The 16,206-nt window shown below is 71.4% G+C and carries 18 protein-coding genes; 9 read left to right on the forward strand and 9 right to left on the reverse strand.

Annotation, left to right across the window (positions count from 1 at the left end; genetic code table 11):
• Window positions 1-50: 50 nt before the first annotated feature.
• Window positions 51-239, reverse strand: a complete 189-nt coding sequence (locus ACFWU9_RS05970) for a hypothetical protein (protein ID WP_384315155.1) — start codon at window positions 237-239, stop codon at window positions 51-53.
• A 351-nt stretch (window positions 240-590) separates the two neighbouring features.
• On the opposite strand from ACFWU9_RS05970, the gene ACFWU9_RS05975 reads away from it, so the two are divergent.
• From ACFWU9_RS05975 to ACFWU9_RS05995, 5 genes are all read left to right on the forward strand, one after another.
• On the forward strand, window positions 591-1,286 hold the full coding sequence (locus ACFWU9_RS05975) for a TetR/AcrR family transcriptional regulator (RefSeq protein WP_384315156.1): 696 nt from the start codon (window positions 591-593) through the stop codon (window positions 1,284-1,286).
• A gap of 133 nt (window positions 1,287-1,419) precedes the next feature.
• Window positions 1,420-2,709, forward strand: a complete 1,290-nt coding sequence (locus tag ACFWU9_RS05980) for an NAD(P)/FAD-dependent oxidoreductase (RefSeq protein ID WP_384315157.1) — start codon at window positions 1,420-1,422, stop codon at window positions 2,707-2,709.
• A 57-nt stretch (window positions 2,710-2,766) separates the two neighbouring features.
• Window positions 2,767-3,999 (forward strand): cytochrome P450, encoded by a 1,233-nt coding sequence (locus ACFWU9_RS05985; protein ID WP_384315158.1) that lies wholly within the window; start codon window positions 2,767-2,769, stop codon window positions 3,997-3,999.
• A gap of 88 nt (window positions 4,000-4,087) precedes the next feature.
• Window positions 4,088-4,282, forward strand: a complete 195-nt coding sequence (locus ACFWU9_RS05990; RefSeq protein WP_384315159.1) for a ferredoxin — start codon at window positions 4,088-4,090, stop codon at window positions 4,280-4,282.
• 134 nt (window positions 4,283-4,416) lie between these two features.
• Window positions 4,417-4,860: a hypothetical protein gene (locus tag ACFWU9_RS05995; protein WP_384315160.1), complete on the forward strand. Its 444-nt coding sequence runs from the start codon at window positions 4,417-4,419 to the stop codon at window positions 4,858-4,860.
• 97 nt (window positions 4,861-4,957) lie between these two features.
• Here the strand turns inward: ACFWU9_RS05995 and ACFWU9_RS06000 are convergent, their stop codons facing one another.
• Window positions 4,958-5,362: a DUF5997 family protein gene (locus tag ACFWU9_RS06000; RefSeq protein WP_384315161.1), complete on the reverse strand. Its 405-nt coding sequence runs from the start codon at window positions 5,360-5,362 to the stop codon at window positions 4,958-4,960.
• Window positions 5,363-5,420: 58 nt separating this feature from the next.
• On the opposite strand from ACFWU9_RS06000, the gene ACFWU9_RS06005 reads away from it, so the two are divergent.
• Window positions 5,421-6,260, forward strand: a complete 840-nt coding sequence (locus tag ACFWU9_RS06005; RefSeq protein ID WP_384315162.1) for a LysR family substrate-binding domain-containing protein — start codon at window positions 5,421-5,423, stop codon at window positions 6,258-6,260.
• A 57-nt stretch (window positions 6,261-6,317) separates the two neighbouring features.
• Here the strand turns inward: ACFWU9_RS06005 and ACFWU9_RS06010 are convergent, their stop codons facing one another.
• The 6 genes from ACFWU9_RS06010 to ACFWU9_RS06035 form a co-directional block, all read right to left on the reverse strand.
• Complete coding sequence (locus tag ACFWU9_RS06010) at window positions 6,318-6,959, reverse strand: dihydrofolate reductase family protein (protein WP_384315163.1); 642 nt, start codon at window positions 6,957-6,959, stop codon at window positions 6,318-6,320.
• A gap of 56 nt (window positions 6,960-7,015) precedes the next feature.
• Window positions 7,016-7,492 (reverse strand): SRPBCC family protein, encoded by a 477-nt coding sequence (locus tag ACFWU9_RS06015; RefSeq protein WP_384315164.1) that lies wholly within the window; start codon window positions 7,490-7,492, stop codon window positions 7,016-7,018.
• 16 nt (window positions 7,493-7,508) lie between these two features.
• Complete coding sequence (locus ACFWU9_RS06020; RefSeq protein ID WP_384315165.1) at window positions 7,509-8,318, reverse strand: PrsW family intramembrane metalloprotease; 810 nt, start codon at window positions 8,316-8,318, stop codon at window positions 7,509-7,511.
• Between the two features lie 131 nt (window positions 8,319-8,449).
• Window positions 8,450-9,235 (reverse strand): SAM-dependent methyltransferase, encoded by a 786-nt coding sequence (locus ACFWU9_RS06025; RefSeq protein WP_384315166.1) that lies wholly within the window; start codon window positions 9,233-9,235, stop codon window positions 8,450-8,452.
• A 161-nt stretch (window positions 9,236-9,396) separates the two neighbouring features.
• Window positions 9,397-10,467, reverse strand: coding sequence for a hypothetical protein (locus tag ACFWU9_RS06030; protein ID WP_384315167.1), 1,071 nt, complete (start codon window positions 10,465-10,467; stop codon window positions 9,397-9,399).
• Between the two features lie 89 nt (window positions 10,468-10,556).
• Window positions 10,557-11,381: an aldo/keto reductase gene (locus ACFWU9_RS06035; RefSeq protein WP_384315168.1), complete on the reverse strand. Its 825-nt coding sequence runs from the start codon at window positions 11,379-11,381 to the stop codon at window positions 10,557-10,559.
• 244 nt (window positions 11,382-11,625) lie between these two features.
• Between ACFWU9_RS06035 and ACFWU9_RS06040 the strand changes: the two genes are divergently transcribed.
• Together ACFWU9_RS06040 and ACFWU9_RS06045 are read left to right on the forward strand one after the other, a co-directional pair.
• Complete coding sequence (locus ACFWU9_RS06040; protein WP_384315169.1) at window positions 11,626-12,882, forward strand: glycosyltransferase family 4 protein; 1,257 nt, start codon at window positions 11,626-11,628, stop codon at window positions 12,880-12,882.
• Entirely contained in the window at window positions 12,879-13,754 is an 876-nt protein-coding gene (locus ACFWU9_RS06045; RefSeq protein WP_384315170.1) for a hypothetical protein, read from the forward strand. The genes ACFWU9_RS06040 and ACFWU9_RS06045 overlap by 4 nt, the downstream gene beginning before the upstream one ends.
• Before the next feature lie 43 nt (window positions 13,755-13,797).
• Here the strand turns inward: ACFWU9_RS06045 and pgm are convergent, their stop codons facing one another.
• Complete coding sequence (gene pgm, locus ACFWU9_RS06050) at window positions 13,798-15,444, reverse strand: phosphoglucomutase (alpha-D-glucose-1,6-bisphosphate-dependent) (protein WP_384315171.1); 1,647 nt, start codon at window positions 15,442-15,444, stop codon at window positions 13,798-13,800.
• Window positions 15,445-15,640: 196 nt separating this feature from the next.
• On the opposite strand from pgm, the gene ACFWU9_RS06055 reads away from it, so the two are divergent.
• The gene (locus tag ACFWU9_RS06055; protein WP_384315172.1) at window positions 15,641-16,135 is read left to right on the forward strand and encodes an FBP domain-containing protein; all 495 of its coding nucleotides are present in this window, start codon (window positions 15,641-15,643) and stop codon (window positions 16,133-16,135) included.
• Window positions 16,136-16,206 lie beyond the last annotated feature (71 nt).

Raw genomic sequence — 16,206 nt, forward strand, 5'->3', positions numbered from 1 at the left:
GGCCTCCCGCGGATCACCGCGGGAGGCCGGCGAGCGCGTACGAGGGCGCCTTACAGGTTGTCGCCGAAGATCACGGCGGTGTTGAAGCTGTCGTGGATCCACGTGGCGACGAACTCGCTGTTCACGATGGAGTTGCCACGGTCGTGCCCGCCCTGCCCACCGGCGGCGGCGGCACCCGCGCTGCCGAGAACGGCGAGGGCGGCGAGAGCGGTGGCGGCGACTGCTGTACGGATACGCATGGGTTCTTCTCTTTCTACGGGTCGTGCGGGGACTGTCGGACAGTGCACCCATAGACGTCCGACGCCCCTCGATAACCGAGTGGCGGGGGAGACCACTCCGATGCCGGGCAGGGCCTCGCTCGACGGGCGGTCGGCGTTCCTGTCGACGGGTTGGCGCCACCGGCGGGGGTGTGGGGAGCGCCGGCGGGGCGCCGGACGACGGCCGACCGATGGGGCCGACACCCGAGCGTCGAGATTAAGTCAGTCGCTTGCTTTAGCGTGGGGGGAGGGGTTCACTGATCACCTGCGCGAAGCCGACCACGAGGAGGTTCGATGAGTGGCCCCCCGCCAGGTGCCGGTACGCTCGTGCCCGTGAGAGGGAAGACCGGCCGGGGGGAACGGTCCGACGCGACGCGGGAGTTGATTCTCGCGACGGCGGAGCGGCTGTTCGCCGAGCACGGAGTCTTCGCGGTCTCCAACCGACAGGTCAGCGAAGCGGCCGGGCAGGGCAACAACGCCGCGGTCGGCTACCACTTCGGTACGAAGACGGATCTCGTCCGGGCGATCGCCCGCAAGCACGCGGAGCCCGTCGAGCGGCTCCGGCTGCGGATGGTCGTCGAGGTCGGGGAGTCGCCCGGTGTACGGGACTGGGTGACCTGCCTCGTACGCCCGAGCACCGACCATCTCGCCTCGCTCGACAGCCCCACGTGGTACGCCCGGTTCACCGCACAGGCGATGACCGACCCGGGGCTGCGCGAGATCATGGTCCACGAATCGCTCGGCGCCCCCTCGCTGCGCCGGATCATTCAGGGGCTCGACGACTGTCTGTCCGATCTGCCGGCCGAAGTACGCGCGGAGCGGAGCGACATGGCCCGGCAGTTGATGGTGCACATGTGCGCCGAGCGGGAGCGGGCGCTCGCGCTCGGCACCGACACACCACGGTCGAGCTGGCACGACGCCGGGACCGGTCTGATCGACGCGATCGTCGGGCTCTGGCAGGCCCCCGTCACCCCCTCCACGGCCGTCACCCGTCACGGCCGTCACCGACCCCTGAACATCACCCCTTGAGGCATCCGGGGCGCTCCCTCGCCGCGCCCTCCGCGCTTCACGCCCGGGACGGCCGCCTGCCGCGCGGCCGCTGTCGAGCCACCCCTGCGCCCCCCACGTTCCACGCCGAACCGCAGACGGAGGAGTTCCGACGATGAGATCAACGGTGGACCGGACACCGGGCACGACGGTCCGTGAGCCCGCCGACGTACTGGTGGTCGGCGCGTCCGCCGCCGGGCTGACCACGGTGGAGGCGTTACGACGGCAGGGCTACACGGGCCGAGTGACGGTGCTCGGCGCGGAGCCGCACACGCCGTACGACCGGCCTCCGCTGTCCAAGCAGGTCCTGGCCGGCACCTGGCAGCCCGACAGGGCCCAACTGCGTTCGCCGGAGGCCCTGTCGGCGATGGGCGCCGAGTTCATCCTGGGCGACCCGGCGGTCGCGCTGGACGCGGCGACCCGCACGGTACGCACCGCGGCCGGCCGTACGCTGCGCGCCGACGCCGTGGTGGTGGCCACCGGAACACGGCCTCGCACTCTTCCCGGGCAGGCCGCTCTGGCCGGGGTGCATGTGCTCCGCACCCTCGACGACGCGCTCGCGCTGCGCGCCGCGCTTCTGGTCTCCGCGCGGACCGTGATCGTGGGAGACGGCGTGCTCGGCGCGGAGATCGCCGCCACCGCTCGCACGATGGGCCTGGACGTCACACTCGCCGGCCCCCAGCACGCGCCCATGGCCGGCCAACTCGGCCACGGCGTCGCGGACCTCCTCGCCGGACTGCACACCGGGCGCGGGGTCCGTCTGCGGCTCGGGGCCGGAGTCCGTGGGCCGGTCGGCGAGGCCGGCGCCGTCACCGGCGTGGCTCTCGACAACGGGGAGCTGCTTCCCGCGGACCTGGTCGTGGTGGCGATCGGCGCCGAGCCGGTGACCGGCTGGCTCCACGACAGCGGGCTGCGGGTGGACAACGGCCTTGTCTGTGACTCCCGTTGTCGCGCGGGCGAGGGGGTGTACGCCGTCGGGGACGTGGCGCGCTGGCATCACGACCAGCTCGACGGCCTGCTACGGCTGGAGAACCGGACCAACGCCGGCGAGCAGGCCATGGTCGTCGCCGCCAACATCCTGGGCGCCGACCGGGCGTACACACCCGTGCCGTACTTCTGGACCGACCAGTACGACACGAAGATCCAGGTGCACGGCTTCGTTCCCGCCGGCGCCGACGCCGAAATGACCGTCGTGGACGGAGACCCCGCGTCCGGACGATTCGTCGCGCGGTACCGGCGCGCGGGCAGGGTCACCGGCGTACTCGGCTGGAACATGCCCAAGCAGACGCGCCTCCGCCGCCAGGAGGTCGTCGCGGCACTCGCCGCCGCACCTGCCGACCCGCTCGCCGACCCGCTCGCCGGTTCCCTCGCCCGGGGACCGGCCCGGACCACGGCCCTGAGCTGACAGGCGCGGGCCCAACAGCCACAACAACCCCACTCCCACCCCCCTAGGAGCGGAAACATGACCACAACCGTCGGATCAGTCGGAGGCAGCCCGGCCGCCGCCGTACCGGACTTCCCGATGAACCGCGCCGCCGGCTGCCCCTTCGACCCGCCGCCGACCGCGGTCGCCAAGCAGAAGGAGGCCCCCCTCACCAAGGTCCGGCTCTGGGACGGCAGCACCCCCTGGCTGGTGACGCGGTACGCCGAACAACGCGCCCTGCTCTCCGATCCCCGGGTCAGCGCCGACATCAACCGTCCCGGCTATCCGCTCCAGGTACCGCTCCCTCCCGGTGGCACCGGAGCCAGCTTCATCCTGATGGACGACCCCGAGCACGCCCGGCTGCGGCGGATGGTGACGGCGCCCTTCGCGATCAAGCGGGTGGCGGCGCTCCGGCCCGCCGTCCAGCGGATCGTCGACGAGCTGATCGACGACATGCTCGCCGGTCCGAAACCCGTCGACCTGGTGGAGGCGTTCGCCCTGCCGGTGCCCTCGCTGGTGATCTGCGAACTGCTCGGAGTCCCCTACGGCGACCACGACTTCTTCCAGGACAACAGCAAGATCGTCATCAGGCGGGACGCCGAGCCCGAGCAGCGGCACCGCGCCCAGCGCGCGCTGCTCGGCTATCTCGACGACCTCATGGGCCAGAAGATCGCCGCTCCCGCCGACGACCTGCTGTCCGGCCTGGCGGGGCGGGTGACGGCGGGGGAGCTGACCCGTGACGAGGCGGCCCAGATGGGAGTGCTGCTGCTGATCGCGGGTCATGAGACGACCGCGAACATGATCGCGCTCGCTACGCTCGCGCTGCTCGAACACCCCGGCCAGCTGGAGCTCCTGCGCGACTCCGACGATCCCAAGCTGGTCGCGTCGGCCGTCGAAGAGCTGCTGCGCTATCTCAACATCGTCCACAACGGCCGCCGCCGCGTCGCACTCGAGGACATCGACATCGCCGGCCGGCGGGTCCGTGCCGGTGACGGACTGATCATCGCCAACGACCTCGGCAACCGCGATCCCGACGCCTTCCCGGAACCCGACCGCCTCGACATCGAACGCGACGCCCGCCACCACGTGGCCTTCGGCTTCGGCGTCCACCAGTGTCTGGGCCAGCCGCTGGCCAGGCTGGAGCTCCAGGTCGTCTACAGCACCCTCTACCGGCGCGTCCCCACGCTGCGACTCGCGGCCGACCTCGGCCAACTCCCCTTCAAGCACGACGGGAGCGTCTACGGGGTCTACGAGATGCCCGTCACCTGGTGATCCGGCCGGGCCCAACTCGCCCTCAACCGAGCGTACTTGCGCGTCCCACTGACCGGCCCCCGACCCACCCCCCACCGAAGGAGCCCTCATGAAGATCACCCTCGACCAGGACAAGTGCGTCGCGTCCGGGCAGTGCGTGGTGGCGGCGGCCGAGGTGTTCGACCAGCGCGACGAGGACGGCATCGCCGTACTCCTCGACGCCGAGCCTCCCGCCGATCAGGCCGACGACACCCGCCACGCCGCGTCCGTCTGTCCGGCGCTCGCCATCCACATCCAGGAGTGACGCAGGCACCGCCCACCATGCCGTTCACTCGAATGGCGTAGTCCGGGTGGTCGTGGGAGTGCGGGCGGCGGATTGTCGGCCCCATGCCGGAGTGGTCCGGAGAGCGGGCCACCTACTCGGCCGAGGAGGCTCTCATGGCACAGACCGCGTCCCCTTCCGGGACTCATCACACACCGTCCCGCAAGGGACGCGGCGGGACCGCGTGGGCGTCGGGCGGGGCGATGTTCGCCGGGGTCCTGCTCTTCGTGGACGGTGTGCTGGCCGTCCTGAACGGTGTCGTCGCCATCGCGCGGGACAACGTGTTCAGCCTCAGTGGCAGCTACACCTACCAGTTCACCCTGACCTCGTGGGGCTGGATCCATCTGGTGGTGGGCGTGCTGCTGATCCTCACCGGCCTGGGCATCATCAGACGCGCGCCCTGGGCACGGGTGATCGGGGTGGGCATGGCCGCGATCAGCGTCGTGGCGAACTTCATGTGGCTGCCCTACCAGCCCGTCTGGGCGGTGGTCACCATCGCGATCGGTGTCTTCGTCATCTGGTCGCTGCTGACCGACCGCCCCCGGCCGGCGGCGCGGTAGCCGCGCGCACGACGGGGCGGCCGGGCCTCCACCCGGCCGCCCCGTCTTGCTTCGTCGCGTCGTCGCGGCACCCTGCCCCGTCCGGTCCCGCGTCTCGTCAGGAACGCGGGCGCCGGGCCTGCTCGTCCCGCTCGGCGTTCTTCTCCTTGATACGCGCCGCCTCCTTGCGGACCTCGGCCTGCGTGGCGCGCTCCCGCCGCAGCCACGAGGGAAGCTCCTCCTTGAGTGCGTCGATCTGCTCCGTCGTCAGCGCCTCGGTGACGCCGCCACGGGCGAGACCCGCGATGGAGACGCCCAGCTTGGCCGCGACCACCGGCCGGGGGTGCGGGCCGTCGCGCCGCAGCTCCAGCAGCCACTCGGGCGGATCGGTCTGGAGCGCGTTCAACTCGGTGCGTGAGACGACACCCTCCTGGAAATCGGCGGGGGTGGCCTCGAGGTACACACCCAGTTTCTTCGCCGCCGTGGCGGGCTTCATCGTCTGGGTGGTCTGGTGCGACTTCATGGTGTCCAGACTATCGAGCGGGTAAGGGGCGTCCGACCACGACCGGTAGCCTGGCTGAGTGACAGGCTCGGAGGTACCCCTCGCGTCCCCCACGTTCCGGCTCGCGTACGTACCGGGGGTGATCCCCGGCAAGTGGGTGCGGATCTGGAACGAGCGGCTCCCCGACGTACCGCTGACCCTGACCACCGTCCCCGCCGCCGACGCGGCCGACACGCTGCGCGCGGGGGAGGCCGACGCGGGATTCGTACGACTGCCGATCGACCGGACGGATCTCAGCGCGATCCCCCTCTACACCGAGACGACCGTCGTCCTCGTACCGAAGGACCACCTGGTGGCCGCGGTGGACGAGGTGTCCATCGGGGATCTGGCCGACGACCTCGTGCTGCACCCGCTCGACGACACGCTCGACTGGGGCGGGCCCCTGCCCGGGCTGCCCGCGAAGCAGCGGCCCGCCACGACGGCCGACGCGGTGGAGCTGGTGGCCGCGGGCGTGGGACTCCTCGTCGTCCCGCAGTCGCTCGCCCGCCTGCACCATCGCAGGGACCTCGTCTACCGGCCGGTCATCGACGCGCCCGAGTCGCGTGTCGCGCTCTCGTGGCCGGAGGAGCGCACCACCGATCTGGTCGAGGAGTTCATCGGGATCGTCCGGGGGCGCACCGTCAATAGCACACGGGGCCGTCGTGCGAACCAGGCGCAGGCGCAGGAGCAGCCCGGGGCGTCGAAGGCCAAGTCGAAAGCGAAGCCCAAGCGGGCGGAGGCGGCCGGCGCCGCACGCCGCAAGCCCGCCGCCGGAAGATCGACCGGCGGGAATCCCCGGGGCGGTGGATCGGGGGGCGGCTCGGGCGGTTCCGGCGGCGCGAAGAGCGGCAGGCGCGGCAGACCGGGCAGAAGGTCCTAGAAGCGGCCCACCGACCGCACGCCCGACCCGCACGCCCGGGCCCGGAGCGCCTCGGCGTCAGCGGCGGCCGAACGTCAGATGCGTGACGCCGCTCGGCGTGGAGACGGCCTCGATCTCGTACTCCTTCTCCAGCCCCTCCAGTCCGTCCCAGAGGCGTACGCCCCGGCCGAGCAGGATCGGGACCACCACGATGTGCATATGGTCGATCAGTCCGGCGGTGAGGAAGTCCCGGATCATCGAGGGCCCTCCGCCGATGCGTACGTCCAGGCCGCCCGCGGCCTCGCGCGCTCTCGCGAGCGCGTCGGCGGGTGAGGCGTCGATGAAGTGGAACGTCGTGCCGCCCTCCATCTCGATCGACGGGCGCGGGTGATGGGTGAGGACGAAGACCGGTGTGTGGAAAGGCGGGTTGGGCCCCCAGGCGCCCTTGTAGTCCGGGTCCTCGTGCCATCCAGGGGGCCCGAACTTCCCGGCCCCCATGATCTCGGCGCCGACCCCGGGGGTGAACAGCCTCAGGAAGGCGTCGTCGATGCCCTCCGAGCCGCCGGCCTGGCGCAGCATCCGGCGGCCCCACCGGGTGGCGAACATCCACTCGTGCAGCCGTTCGCCGGCGTGGCCGAACGGTGCTTCGGGGCTCTGGCCTTCGCCGGTGGCGAAACCGTCGAGCGAGACGGAGACATGCTGGACGCGGGCGAGTGACATGGTGGATCTGTGCCTTTCCTTCGGTTGGTCGAGCGTCAATTCCCCGATGACGCCCTTCAGTTGGATCCGGTTCCCGTGTTTTCCTCGACGAGCCGGGCGAGATTGTCCAGCGACATGCGCGCGCCGGTCTCGCTGTCGGCCGCCGGCACCGCGTCGGGGACCCCCTCCTGCACCATGACGACCTCCGTACCGCCGTCGACGTCCCTGAGGGTGGTCGTCATGGTCATGCTGCCGAGAAGGGCGGGGTCGGGGCTCTCGAACTCGATCACCTCCACCACCTGCTCGTCCGGCACCAGCCGTTCGAAGTGGCCCTGGTACGTGTCGGTCTGCGGCGCCGACTTCCCGGTGTCCGTCGGCGCGTCGTAGATCAGCGAGATACGGAAGTGCCCGCCCTCGCGGTCGTCGAACTCGTGGACCCGGGTGGTCATCCCGTCCGGTACCCGCCATTTCGCGACGGCGTCGGCGTCGAGCAGCGCGCGGTACACGGCGGTACGCGGGGCTCGTACGAAGCGGGAGACCTCGATCGAGTACATGAACTCAACCTAGCGCTCAGGGACGAGGCGTGTGCCGGGCTTGCGGGGGAGGGCCGCGCAAGATCAGGGTGTCGCTCCGGTGGAGCTCGTAGAGGAGCCAGCCCAGCGAGATCGCGGCCAGCAGGAAGTACGTGAAGCGCCCGGTGACACCGTCCCAGAGCGCGTGCAGCGCGACCGCCAGGACAAAGGTGACCACCAGTTGGGTCGTCGCGGCGAAGGACCACCGTGCCGTCACCGCCCCCCACAGCGCTCCGCAGATCAGCCCGGTCCACGCCATGTGCGCGGCGGGGGAGGTCAGTCCGCGCAGCAGCAGCGTCTCCTCGACGTCCCCGATGTTCCCCTGGGACGCCAGCAGCGCCGTGAACGCGTACCCCATGGTCTCCAGCGTGGCGAACCCCATGCCCGACGCGACCCCGATGAGCAGCCCGTCCGCGACATGGACGGTGCCCTGTCGCCACTGCCACACCAGGATCAGTACCGGGACGATCAGCTTGCACGACTCCTCGATCAGGCCGATGCCGATCAGGGACGAGGCGCCGAGGCCGCGCAGGGTCGCGAACTCCAGCCGTCCGGCGGTCACGATCCCGACCACCCCGCCGAAGACCGCCGCGGTCCCCAGCACGAACGGCCCGACCTGCCACTCGCCCGTCCGCCCGGCGACGAACGTCAGGAAGGAGAGGGGGACGACGAGGGCGCCCAACAGGATCAGGGACGGTACGTAGTTGACGTTGCCGGTGTCGACGAGTGTGCTCTGCACCAGGAAGTACAGACCGAGCCCGACGGCCAGGACTGGCAGCCATGCCCACTTGCGCATGGTCGTCGGCATGGCAGAGCACCTCGATCTCACGTCGGCGGCGGGCCGGGCCACCGCAGCGTAAGCCGGACCGGGCCGTGCGCGAGGCAACGACCCGGCCGCGTCGATCGGCTCCCACCGGCGTCGAGGACGCCGCGCCGCCGTTACGGGACGCGCGCCACGCCCACGTAGATGCCGCTCGACTCCTCCTCGGGCGAGCCCGTGGTCTTGAACCACGCGGGAGCCGTGACCAGTCCCGGCTCGATCAGCTCCAGCCCGTCGAAGAATTTGCTCACCCCGGCGTGGGTGCGGAATCCCAGCTTGATGCCGCCCTTCGCGTACTCCGCGACGACCTTGGCGGACAGCTCGGGCATCAGGTCGGACGCCGCGTGCGACAGCGTCAGATAGCTGCCCGACGGCAGCACGTCGACCAGGCTGGAGACGATGTCGTACGGGCCCTGGTCGTCGGGGACGAAGTGCATGAGCGCGATGAGGGACAGCGCGATCGGCCGCTCGAAGTCCAGGGTGGCGCGGGCGTACTGCAGTATCTCCTGCGGGTCGCGCACATCGGCCTGGATGTAGTCGGTGGTGCCCTCGGGGGTGCTGACGAGCAGGGCCTCGGCGTGCCTCAGGACGATGGGGTCGTTGTCCGCGTAGACGATACGGGCGGTCGGCATGATCGCCTGGACGATCTGGTGCAGGTTGGGCTCGGTCGGGATGCCGGTACCGATGTCCAGGAACTGGTTGACACCGTTGTCAGCGAGCCAGGCGGCGGCGCGGTGCATGAACGCCCGGTTCTGGCGGGCGGCGTCGCTCGACTCGGCCGGCAGGCGCTCGCCGACCTGACGGTCGACCTCGTAGTTGTCCTTGCCGCCGAGCAGCCAGTCGTAGACCCGGGCAGGGTGCGGCCTGCTGGTGTCGACCTGAGGTTTGGGAATCCCTGCCGTCATACGAAGCTCCGATGCGTGCGTGGCGGTACGACGGGAGGCGGGACGACGTGTTCGCGCGCCGTCGCCGGGCTTCCCCGGACGTCACCGGCCGTCCGGGGAATTCTGCCACAGGGCCCCCTGGTTGATCCGTCCGCCTCGGTCGGCGGCCACGTCCGGGCAGCTCAGGCCATCGGCAGACCCAGGCCGTAATAGGTGACGCGGTACGCGCCCACATCCCCGGCCTCGTTGCCTATGAGCAGGTCCTCGGGGGACAGCACCCCCATCGCGCGCGCCGTCGCCACGATCGTCCGGGCCAGCGCCTGGCCGTCGGGCCGGCCGGGACCGCCCGCGTCGATGCGCAGCCGCGGGCTGTCGGGGTCGGGCCAGGGCCTGCCGGTCGTCGGGTGCTCGACCGCCGTGCCCCAGCCCAGCGAGGCCGGGTCAACGGACCGGTCCGCGAAGGAGGCGAGCATCAGCCGGTCGCCGCAGTCGATGTCGAAGAGGATCGGCGCGCCCTTCCCCTCGATCCGGCCGTAGATGGGCATCCACATCGGGGTCCGGAGCGCGGTCGTCTCGGCGGGCAGCGTCGTCAGGAAGTCGGCGAGCGCCCGCGTCATCGTCTCCCAGCTGCGGACCCGCCAGCCGCCGGGGAAGGTGAGGCCGCCGTTCGACCCGTCGGGGCGGAAGCCGAAGAAGCCGGTGATCGCGTGGTCCTCGTCGTAGCCCTGCCGTACGAACCAGCTCTCGGCCGGGTCGGTGGGCTGGAGGACCAGTTCGGGACCGGCCGGGCCCGCGCGCAGTTCGAGGGTGTCCGTCTCGCCCCGCCAGCGCAGATAGGGGGAGCCCCAGCTCTGTACGGGGCGCAGGAACGGCGCCAGCCTGCCGTGCACCCCCATGATCGACGCCTCGCCGAGTGTCGCGGTCAGCTCGTCCTTGACCATCCGGAAGGCCTCGGCCTGCGAGGCGGGGTCGGGGTCCGCGTGCCGTACGGGGACGGCCAGTTCGACGTACGCCTCCCCGGCCACGTACCGCTCCTCGTACTTCCCGACCGGCCGCAGCCGCGCGTCGCCGGTGGAGCGGCCGGTGACCACGCTCGGGCTGTCGCTCCAGCCCCAGCCGAGCCGGACGACCAGCGCCCGTGTCGCGTCCGACGTCCAGCCGCCGGTGTCCGCCGCGCGGAGGCGGACCGCCAGGGCCGCCACCGTCTCGTCCGTTGCGCTCTGTCGTGGTGCGCTGCCCCGCTGTTCGGTCATACGACCGATCTTGCCGTACGAACCGGAGGATCTCAGCCGAGAGTTGCGGAGTTGGAACATCCATTACGGACGGGGCGGCGGGACGGGCGTCAGCCGTTCTTGTCGGGGTCGGAGCCGGTGCGCTCGTTCCGGTTCAGGGCGGAGATCTCGGCCATGTCGGCCTCGCTCAGCTCGAAGTCGAAGAGGGCGAAGTTCTCCTTCACCCGCGCGCGCGTCACCGACTTGGGGAAGACGATGTCCCCTCGCTGAATGGCCCAGCGCAGCGCGACCTGCGCGGGTGTCCGGCCGATGTTGTTCGCGATGCCGACGACGACCGGGTCGCTCAGCACCCTGCCCTTGGCGATGGGGGACCAGGCCTCGGTGGCGATGTCGTGCTCGGCGTTGAACGCCCTGACGTCGTCCTGGGTCAGATACGGGTGGAGCTCGATCTGGTTGACGGCGGGCACGATCACCGAGTTGTCCATGAGCCGGCGCAGATGGTGCGGCTTGAAGTTGGAGACGCCGATCGCCCTGACCCGCCCGGACCGGTAGATCTCCTCCAGCGTCTGCCAGGCCTCCACGAAATTCCCTGTCTTGGGCCGCGGCCAGTGGATCAGGAAGAGGTCGAGACGGGCCAGTCCGAGGTCCTCCAGGCTCCGGTCGAACGCGGCGCGCGCCGCGGACGCCTCGTGGAGGCCGTTGTTCAGCTTGCTCGTCACGAAGATGTCGTCCCGGTCGATCCCGGAGTCGCGGATCGCCTCGCCGACCTCCTTCTCGTTGCCGTACATCTCCGCCGTGTCGATGTGCCGGTAGCCGAGCTCCAGCGCGTTCAGCGTCGCCTGCCGGGTCTCGGCCGGCGGGATCAGGAAGGTGCCGAAGCCGAGCTGGGGGATCTCCACGCCGTTGTTGAGCGTGACGTCGGGTACCGCGTTCATGCTGGCTCCTTGACATGTGCTTCTTCGAGGGCGGTGCGAGGCGGGTGGGTGAGGGGGCGGTGCACAGCACCGACTTCCCGATCGTATTGCCGGTAAAACTCCATAATGCGGCAAATGCCACCAGTGGCGCCCTCCCCGGGTCCGGCCCGACGGGGCGTCAGCCGGCTCGGTTACGAGAAGGTGGCGTGCCTCTTGCCTGTGGGTTGCGGGCAACCTTCTGTCCGCCCCGCCCGTCTGGCACGGCATGAAGATCTCTTTTCTGATTCACAACGCGTACGGGATAGGAGGGACGATCACCACCACGTTCAACCTGGCCCGCGCGCTTGCCGATCGGCACGATGTGGAGATCATCTCGGCCCTCCGGCACCGGGAGCGGCCGAACCTCACGCTCGACCCGCGCGTACGGCTGCGGCCCCTGGTGGATCTGCGCCACGAGAAGAACGATCCGCGGCATCTGACGCCGGCGAAGGTCTTCCCCTCGTCCGAGTACCGCTACCACCAGTACAGCGCGCTCACCGACGAACGCATCGGCGGGGCGCTGGCCTCGCTCGACGCCGACGTCGTCGTGGGCACCCGGCCCGGACTCAATGTGCATCTGGCCCTCCAGGCGCCCGCGCGGGCGGTGCGCGTCGGCCAGGAGCACCTCACGCTGAACAACCACCCCCCTCGCCTGCGCAGAGCGCTGCGCCGGGTCTATCCGCGCCTGGACGCGCTCACCCCCGTCACCGAGGCGGACGCCGCCGCCTACCGGCGCACGATGCGGCTGCCCGGCGTGCGGGTGCAGGCGCTGCCCAACAGCGTCCCGACCCCGGCCCTCCCGCCGTCGGACGGCGCCGAGCGCGTCGTGATGGCCGCCGGACGGCTCGTGCCGGTGAAACGGTTCGACCTGCTGATCGAGGCCTTCGCCGCCGTCGCCGCCGAGCGGCCCGACTGGCAGCTGCGCATCTACGGCAAGGGCGAGGAGCACGAGCGGCTGCGCGCGCTGATCGAGCGGCTCGGCCTGTACAACTGCGTGTTCCTGATGGGCGCCGTGACCCCGATGGAGGCCGAGTGGGTCAAGGCCTCGATAGGCGCGGCGACCTCCAACTTCGAGCCCTTCGGCATGACCATCGTGGAGGCGATGCGCTGCGGTCTGCCCGTCGTGAGCACCGACTGCGACTACGGCCCGGCCGAGATCATCGCCCCCGGTGAGGACGGCCGGCTGGTCCCCGTCGGCGACCGGGACGCGCTGGCCGGCGCGCTGCTGGAACTCGTACGCGACGACGAGCTGCGCCGCCGGATGGGCCGTACGGCGCTGGAGAACTCCCGCCGCTACGCCCCCGGCCCCGTCGTCGCCCAGGCCGAGGGGCTGTTCGAGGAGCTCCTGGCGGCCCGGAGGAGCGGGCGTCCACGGGCGCGCGGGACGGACCGCGCCCTGGTCAGCGGCGGTTACGCCGCCAAGGACGCCGCACTCGTCGCGGCCGGCAGGGTCCTGCGGACGGTGCGGAGGGCGCGGCGATGAGCGGCGGCACGGACAGCGGAGCGGGTGTCCGCCCAGGCGGCGGGCCGGTGGAGAAGCCATGGGCCGACGCGACCGTGGACGAGGAGGGGCGCTTCGTCGTACGCGTACGACTGCCGCTGCCCGCCTCGGCCCGCCCCCGGCTGCTGCTCCAACCGCGCCCGAGGAAGGGGCAGTCGGAGGAGACCGGCAGGGTGACCGCGTTGGAGCACATGGGGGAGGACGAGTGGCGGGCCGTCCTGGAGGCGGCGCCCGCCCTGCCCGAGGGGCGCTGGGACGCGTACGTGCTCGGAGCGCCCGGCGAGGAGCGCACGCCGCTGCTTCCCGGCCTGCGCGATCTGCGCGCGCTGGTCTCCGGCGGCGACGGCCGTCGGACGCCCCTGGCGGTCCGGATTCCCTACGCGACCAAGGACGGCCGTCTCGCGGTACGGGCCTGGCTGCGGACCACGCACGCGGAGGCCGGCCGGATCGCCGTCTCCGGCCACGCGATGACGGCGCGGGCGCGGCTGTTCGGCGCGCGTCTGGGGGAGGGCGCGGCGGCGCTGCTGCATCGACGGGGCACGGACGGACCCGTACGGCAGATCGCGCTGCAGGCCGAGGGGGAGCGGGACCTCTCCTTCACCGTGGACTACCGGGAACTCCTGGCGGAACGCGGAGGGCCCGCGGCCGGCGCCGCCCAGGAGATCTGGGACGTCTACGTGCGCCCGGAGGCCGGCGCCTCCCGGATCAGGGTGGCCCGGCTGCTGGACGACGTCGCGGACCGCAAGGCGGTCTTCGTCTATCCGGCGGCCACGCTCGGCGGGGTGACGGTGCGTCCGTACTACACGGTGGACAACGATCTGTCCGTGACGGTCGCACCGGCACCCACCGGATGAAAGGCCTTGACCGGGCGCCGAGTTGACGAGGCGTCAGGTCCTGTCAGCCACCGGCGCGCAGCGCCGTCGACACCAGGGTCGTCGCCTCCGCCTGGACCTCGCTCAGGTGGTCCGGGCCCCGGAAGCTCTCCGCGTACACCTTGTACACGTCCTCGGTGCCCGAAGGCCGTGCCGCGAACCAGGCGCTGTCGGTGCACACCTTCAGGCCGCCGATCGCCGCGCCGTTGCCGGGCGCCTCGGTGAGGACCGCGGTGATCGGCTCGCCCGCCAGGGTGTCGGCGGTGACCTGGTCCGCGGAGAGCTTCGCGAGGACCGCCTTCTCCTCCCTGGTCGCGGGGGCGTCCACACGGGCGTACGCCGGGTCGCCGAAGCGGTCGGTGAGGGCCGCGTAGTGCTGGGACGGGGTGGAGCCGGTGACGGCGGTGATCTCGGAGGCCAGCAGGGCGAGGAGGATGCCGTCCTTGTCGGTCGTCCAGACCCGCCCGTCGCGGCGGAGGAAGGAGGCGCCGGCGGACTCCTCTCCGCCGAAGCCCAGGCTCCCGTCGAAGAGACCGTCGACGAACCACTTGAATCCCACCGGCACCTCCACGAGCGTGCGCCCGAGGTCGGCGGCGACCCGGTCGATCATCGAGGAGGAGACCAGTGTCTTGCCGATCCCGGTGCCGGCCGGCCAGCTCTCCCGGTGCGCGTAGAGGTACTGGATGGCCACGGCCAGATAGTGGTTGGGGTTCATCAGACCGCCGTCCGGCGTGACGATGCCGTGCCGGTCGGCGTCGGCGTCGTTGCCGGTGGCGATCGTGTACGTGTCGCGCCGCGCGATCAGCGAGGCCATCGCGTGCGGCGACGAGCAGTCCATCCGGATCTTGCCGTCCCAGTCCAGCGTCATGAACCGCCACGTCGGGTCGGCGAGCGGGTTCACCACCGTGAGATCGAGCCGGTGCCGTTCGGCGATCCGCCCCCAGTACGCGACCGAGGCGCCCCCGAGCGGGTCGGCGCCGATACGGATCCCGGCATCGCGCACCGCGTCGAGATCCAGCACGGACGGGAGATCGTCCACGTACCGGCCGAGGAAGTCGTACCGTCCCGTGGTGTCGGCGGCCAGCGCGCGCGAGTACGGAATCCGGCGGACCTCCTTGAGACCCGCCTCGATCAGGGCGTTGGCGCGGTCCTGGATCCAGGAGGTCGCGTCGGATCCGGCGGGCCCCCCGTTGGGCGGGTTGTACTTGAACCCGCCGTCGGCCGGCGGGTTGTGCGACGGTGTGACCACGATGCCGTCGGCGAGGCCCGAGGCGCGGCCCCGGTTGTGGTCGAGGATCGCGTGCGAGACCGCCGGGGTGGGCGTGTAGCCGTCGTCCGAGTCGATCAGGACGGCGGCCCCGTTGGCGGCCAGCACCTCCAGCGCGGTGACCCGGGCCGGCTCGGACAGGGCGTGCGTGTCGACCCCGAGGAACACCGGCCCGTCGGTGCCCTGGCGGGTCCGGTAGTCGCAGATGGCCTGGGTGGTGGCGGCGATGTGGTCCTCGTTGAACGCCGTCGCCAGCGCGGAGCCGCGGTGCCCCGACGTACCGAAGGCGACCCGTTGCGCGGGCTCGGACGGGTCCGGGTGCAGCGCGTAATAGGCCGTCACCAGCCGCGCCACGTCCACCAGATCCCCGGGCTGCGCCGGCTGCCCGGCCCTGTCGTGCACCATCGGCGAACTCCAATCGTGTCGGTCGGTCGGCCGCCGCGCGGGACGTCGAGCCCGTCGTCCGGGCGCGTGCCACGTAACCCTATGAGGTCGCGCCGCGCCAGTGGGCGGTGAGTGCCCGGACGGTGCGGGCCGCCCGGCGAATCTAGGGACAATAATCATTTGCCTAATACTATTAGGCGTTGTTAGCGTGCCCCTCATGAAAGCCGTGACCGAACAGGACATCCGCAGGTCGTTCGTCAATTGCTCCAAGGGAGAGGCGGCGCGCCTGCCGCTGCCCCGGGATCTCGGTGAGCGCCCCTGGGACGATCTGGACTTCCTCGGGTGGCTCGATCTCTCGGCGCCCGACCGCGGCTATCTCGTGGCCGAAAGGGACGGCGCGCTCATCGGTGTGACGCTGCGTTATCCGTCGCGCCGCCGCGGTTATCTGCACCGCAGCATGTGTTCCCTCTGTCTGACCACGCACCCGGGCGGCGGCGTGTCACTGATGACCGCCAGGAAGCGGGGCAGCGCGGGCCGGGAGGGGAATTCGGTCGGTCTCTACATGTGCAGCGATCTCGCCTGCTCCCTCTACACGCGCGGAAGGAAAGTGGCCGCGCCCGGCGGACGCATGGAGGAGAGCCTGACCGTGGAGCAGCAGGTGGAGCGCACCCGCGCGAACCTCTTCGGCTTCCTCGACCAGCTCGGTCCCTGACCTGAGGGGCCCGGATCGCCCGTACGGCCGTACCGCTCCCGCGCACTGTGCCGCTCCCGTCCGGCGCCGTG

It is taken from the genome of Streptomyces sp. NPDC058653 (assembly GCF_042716895.1).
Lineage (GTDB): Bacteria > Actinomycetota > Actinomycetes > Streptomycetales > Streptomycetaceae > Streptomyces.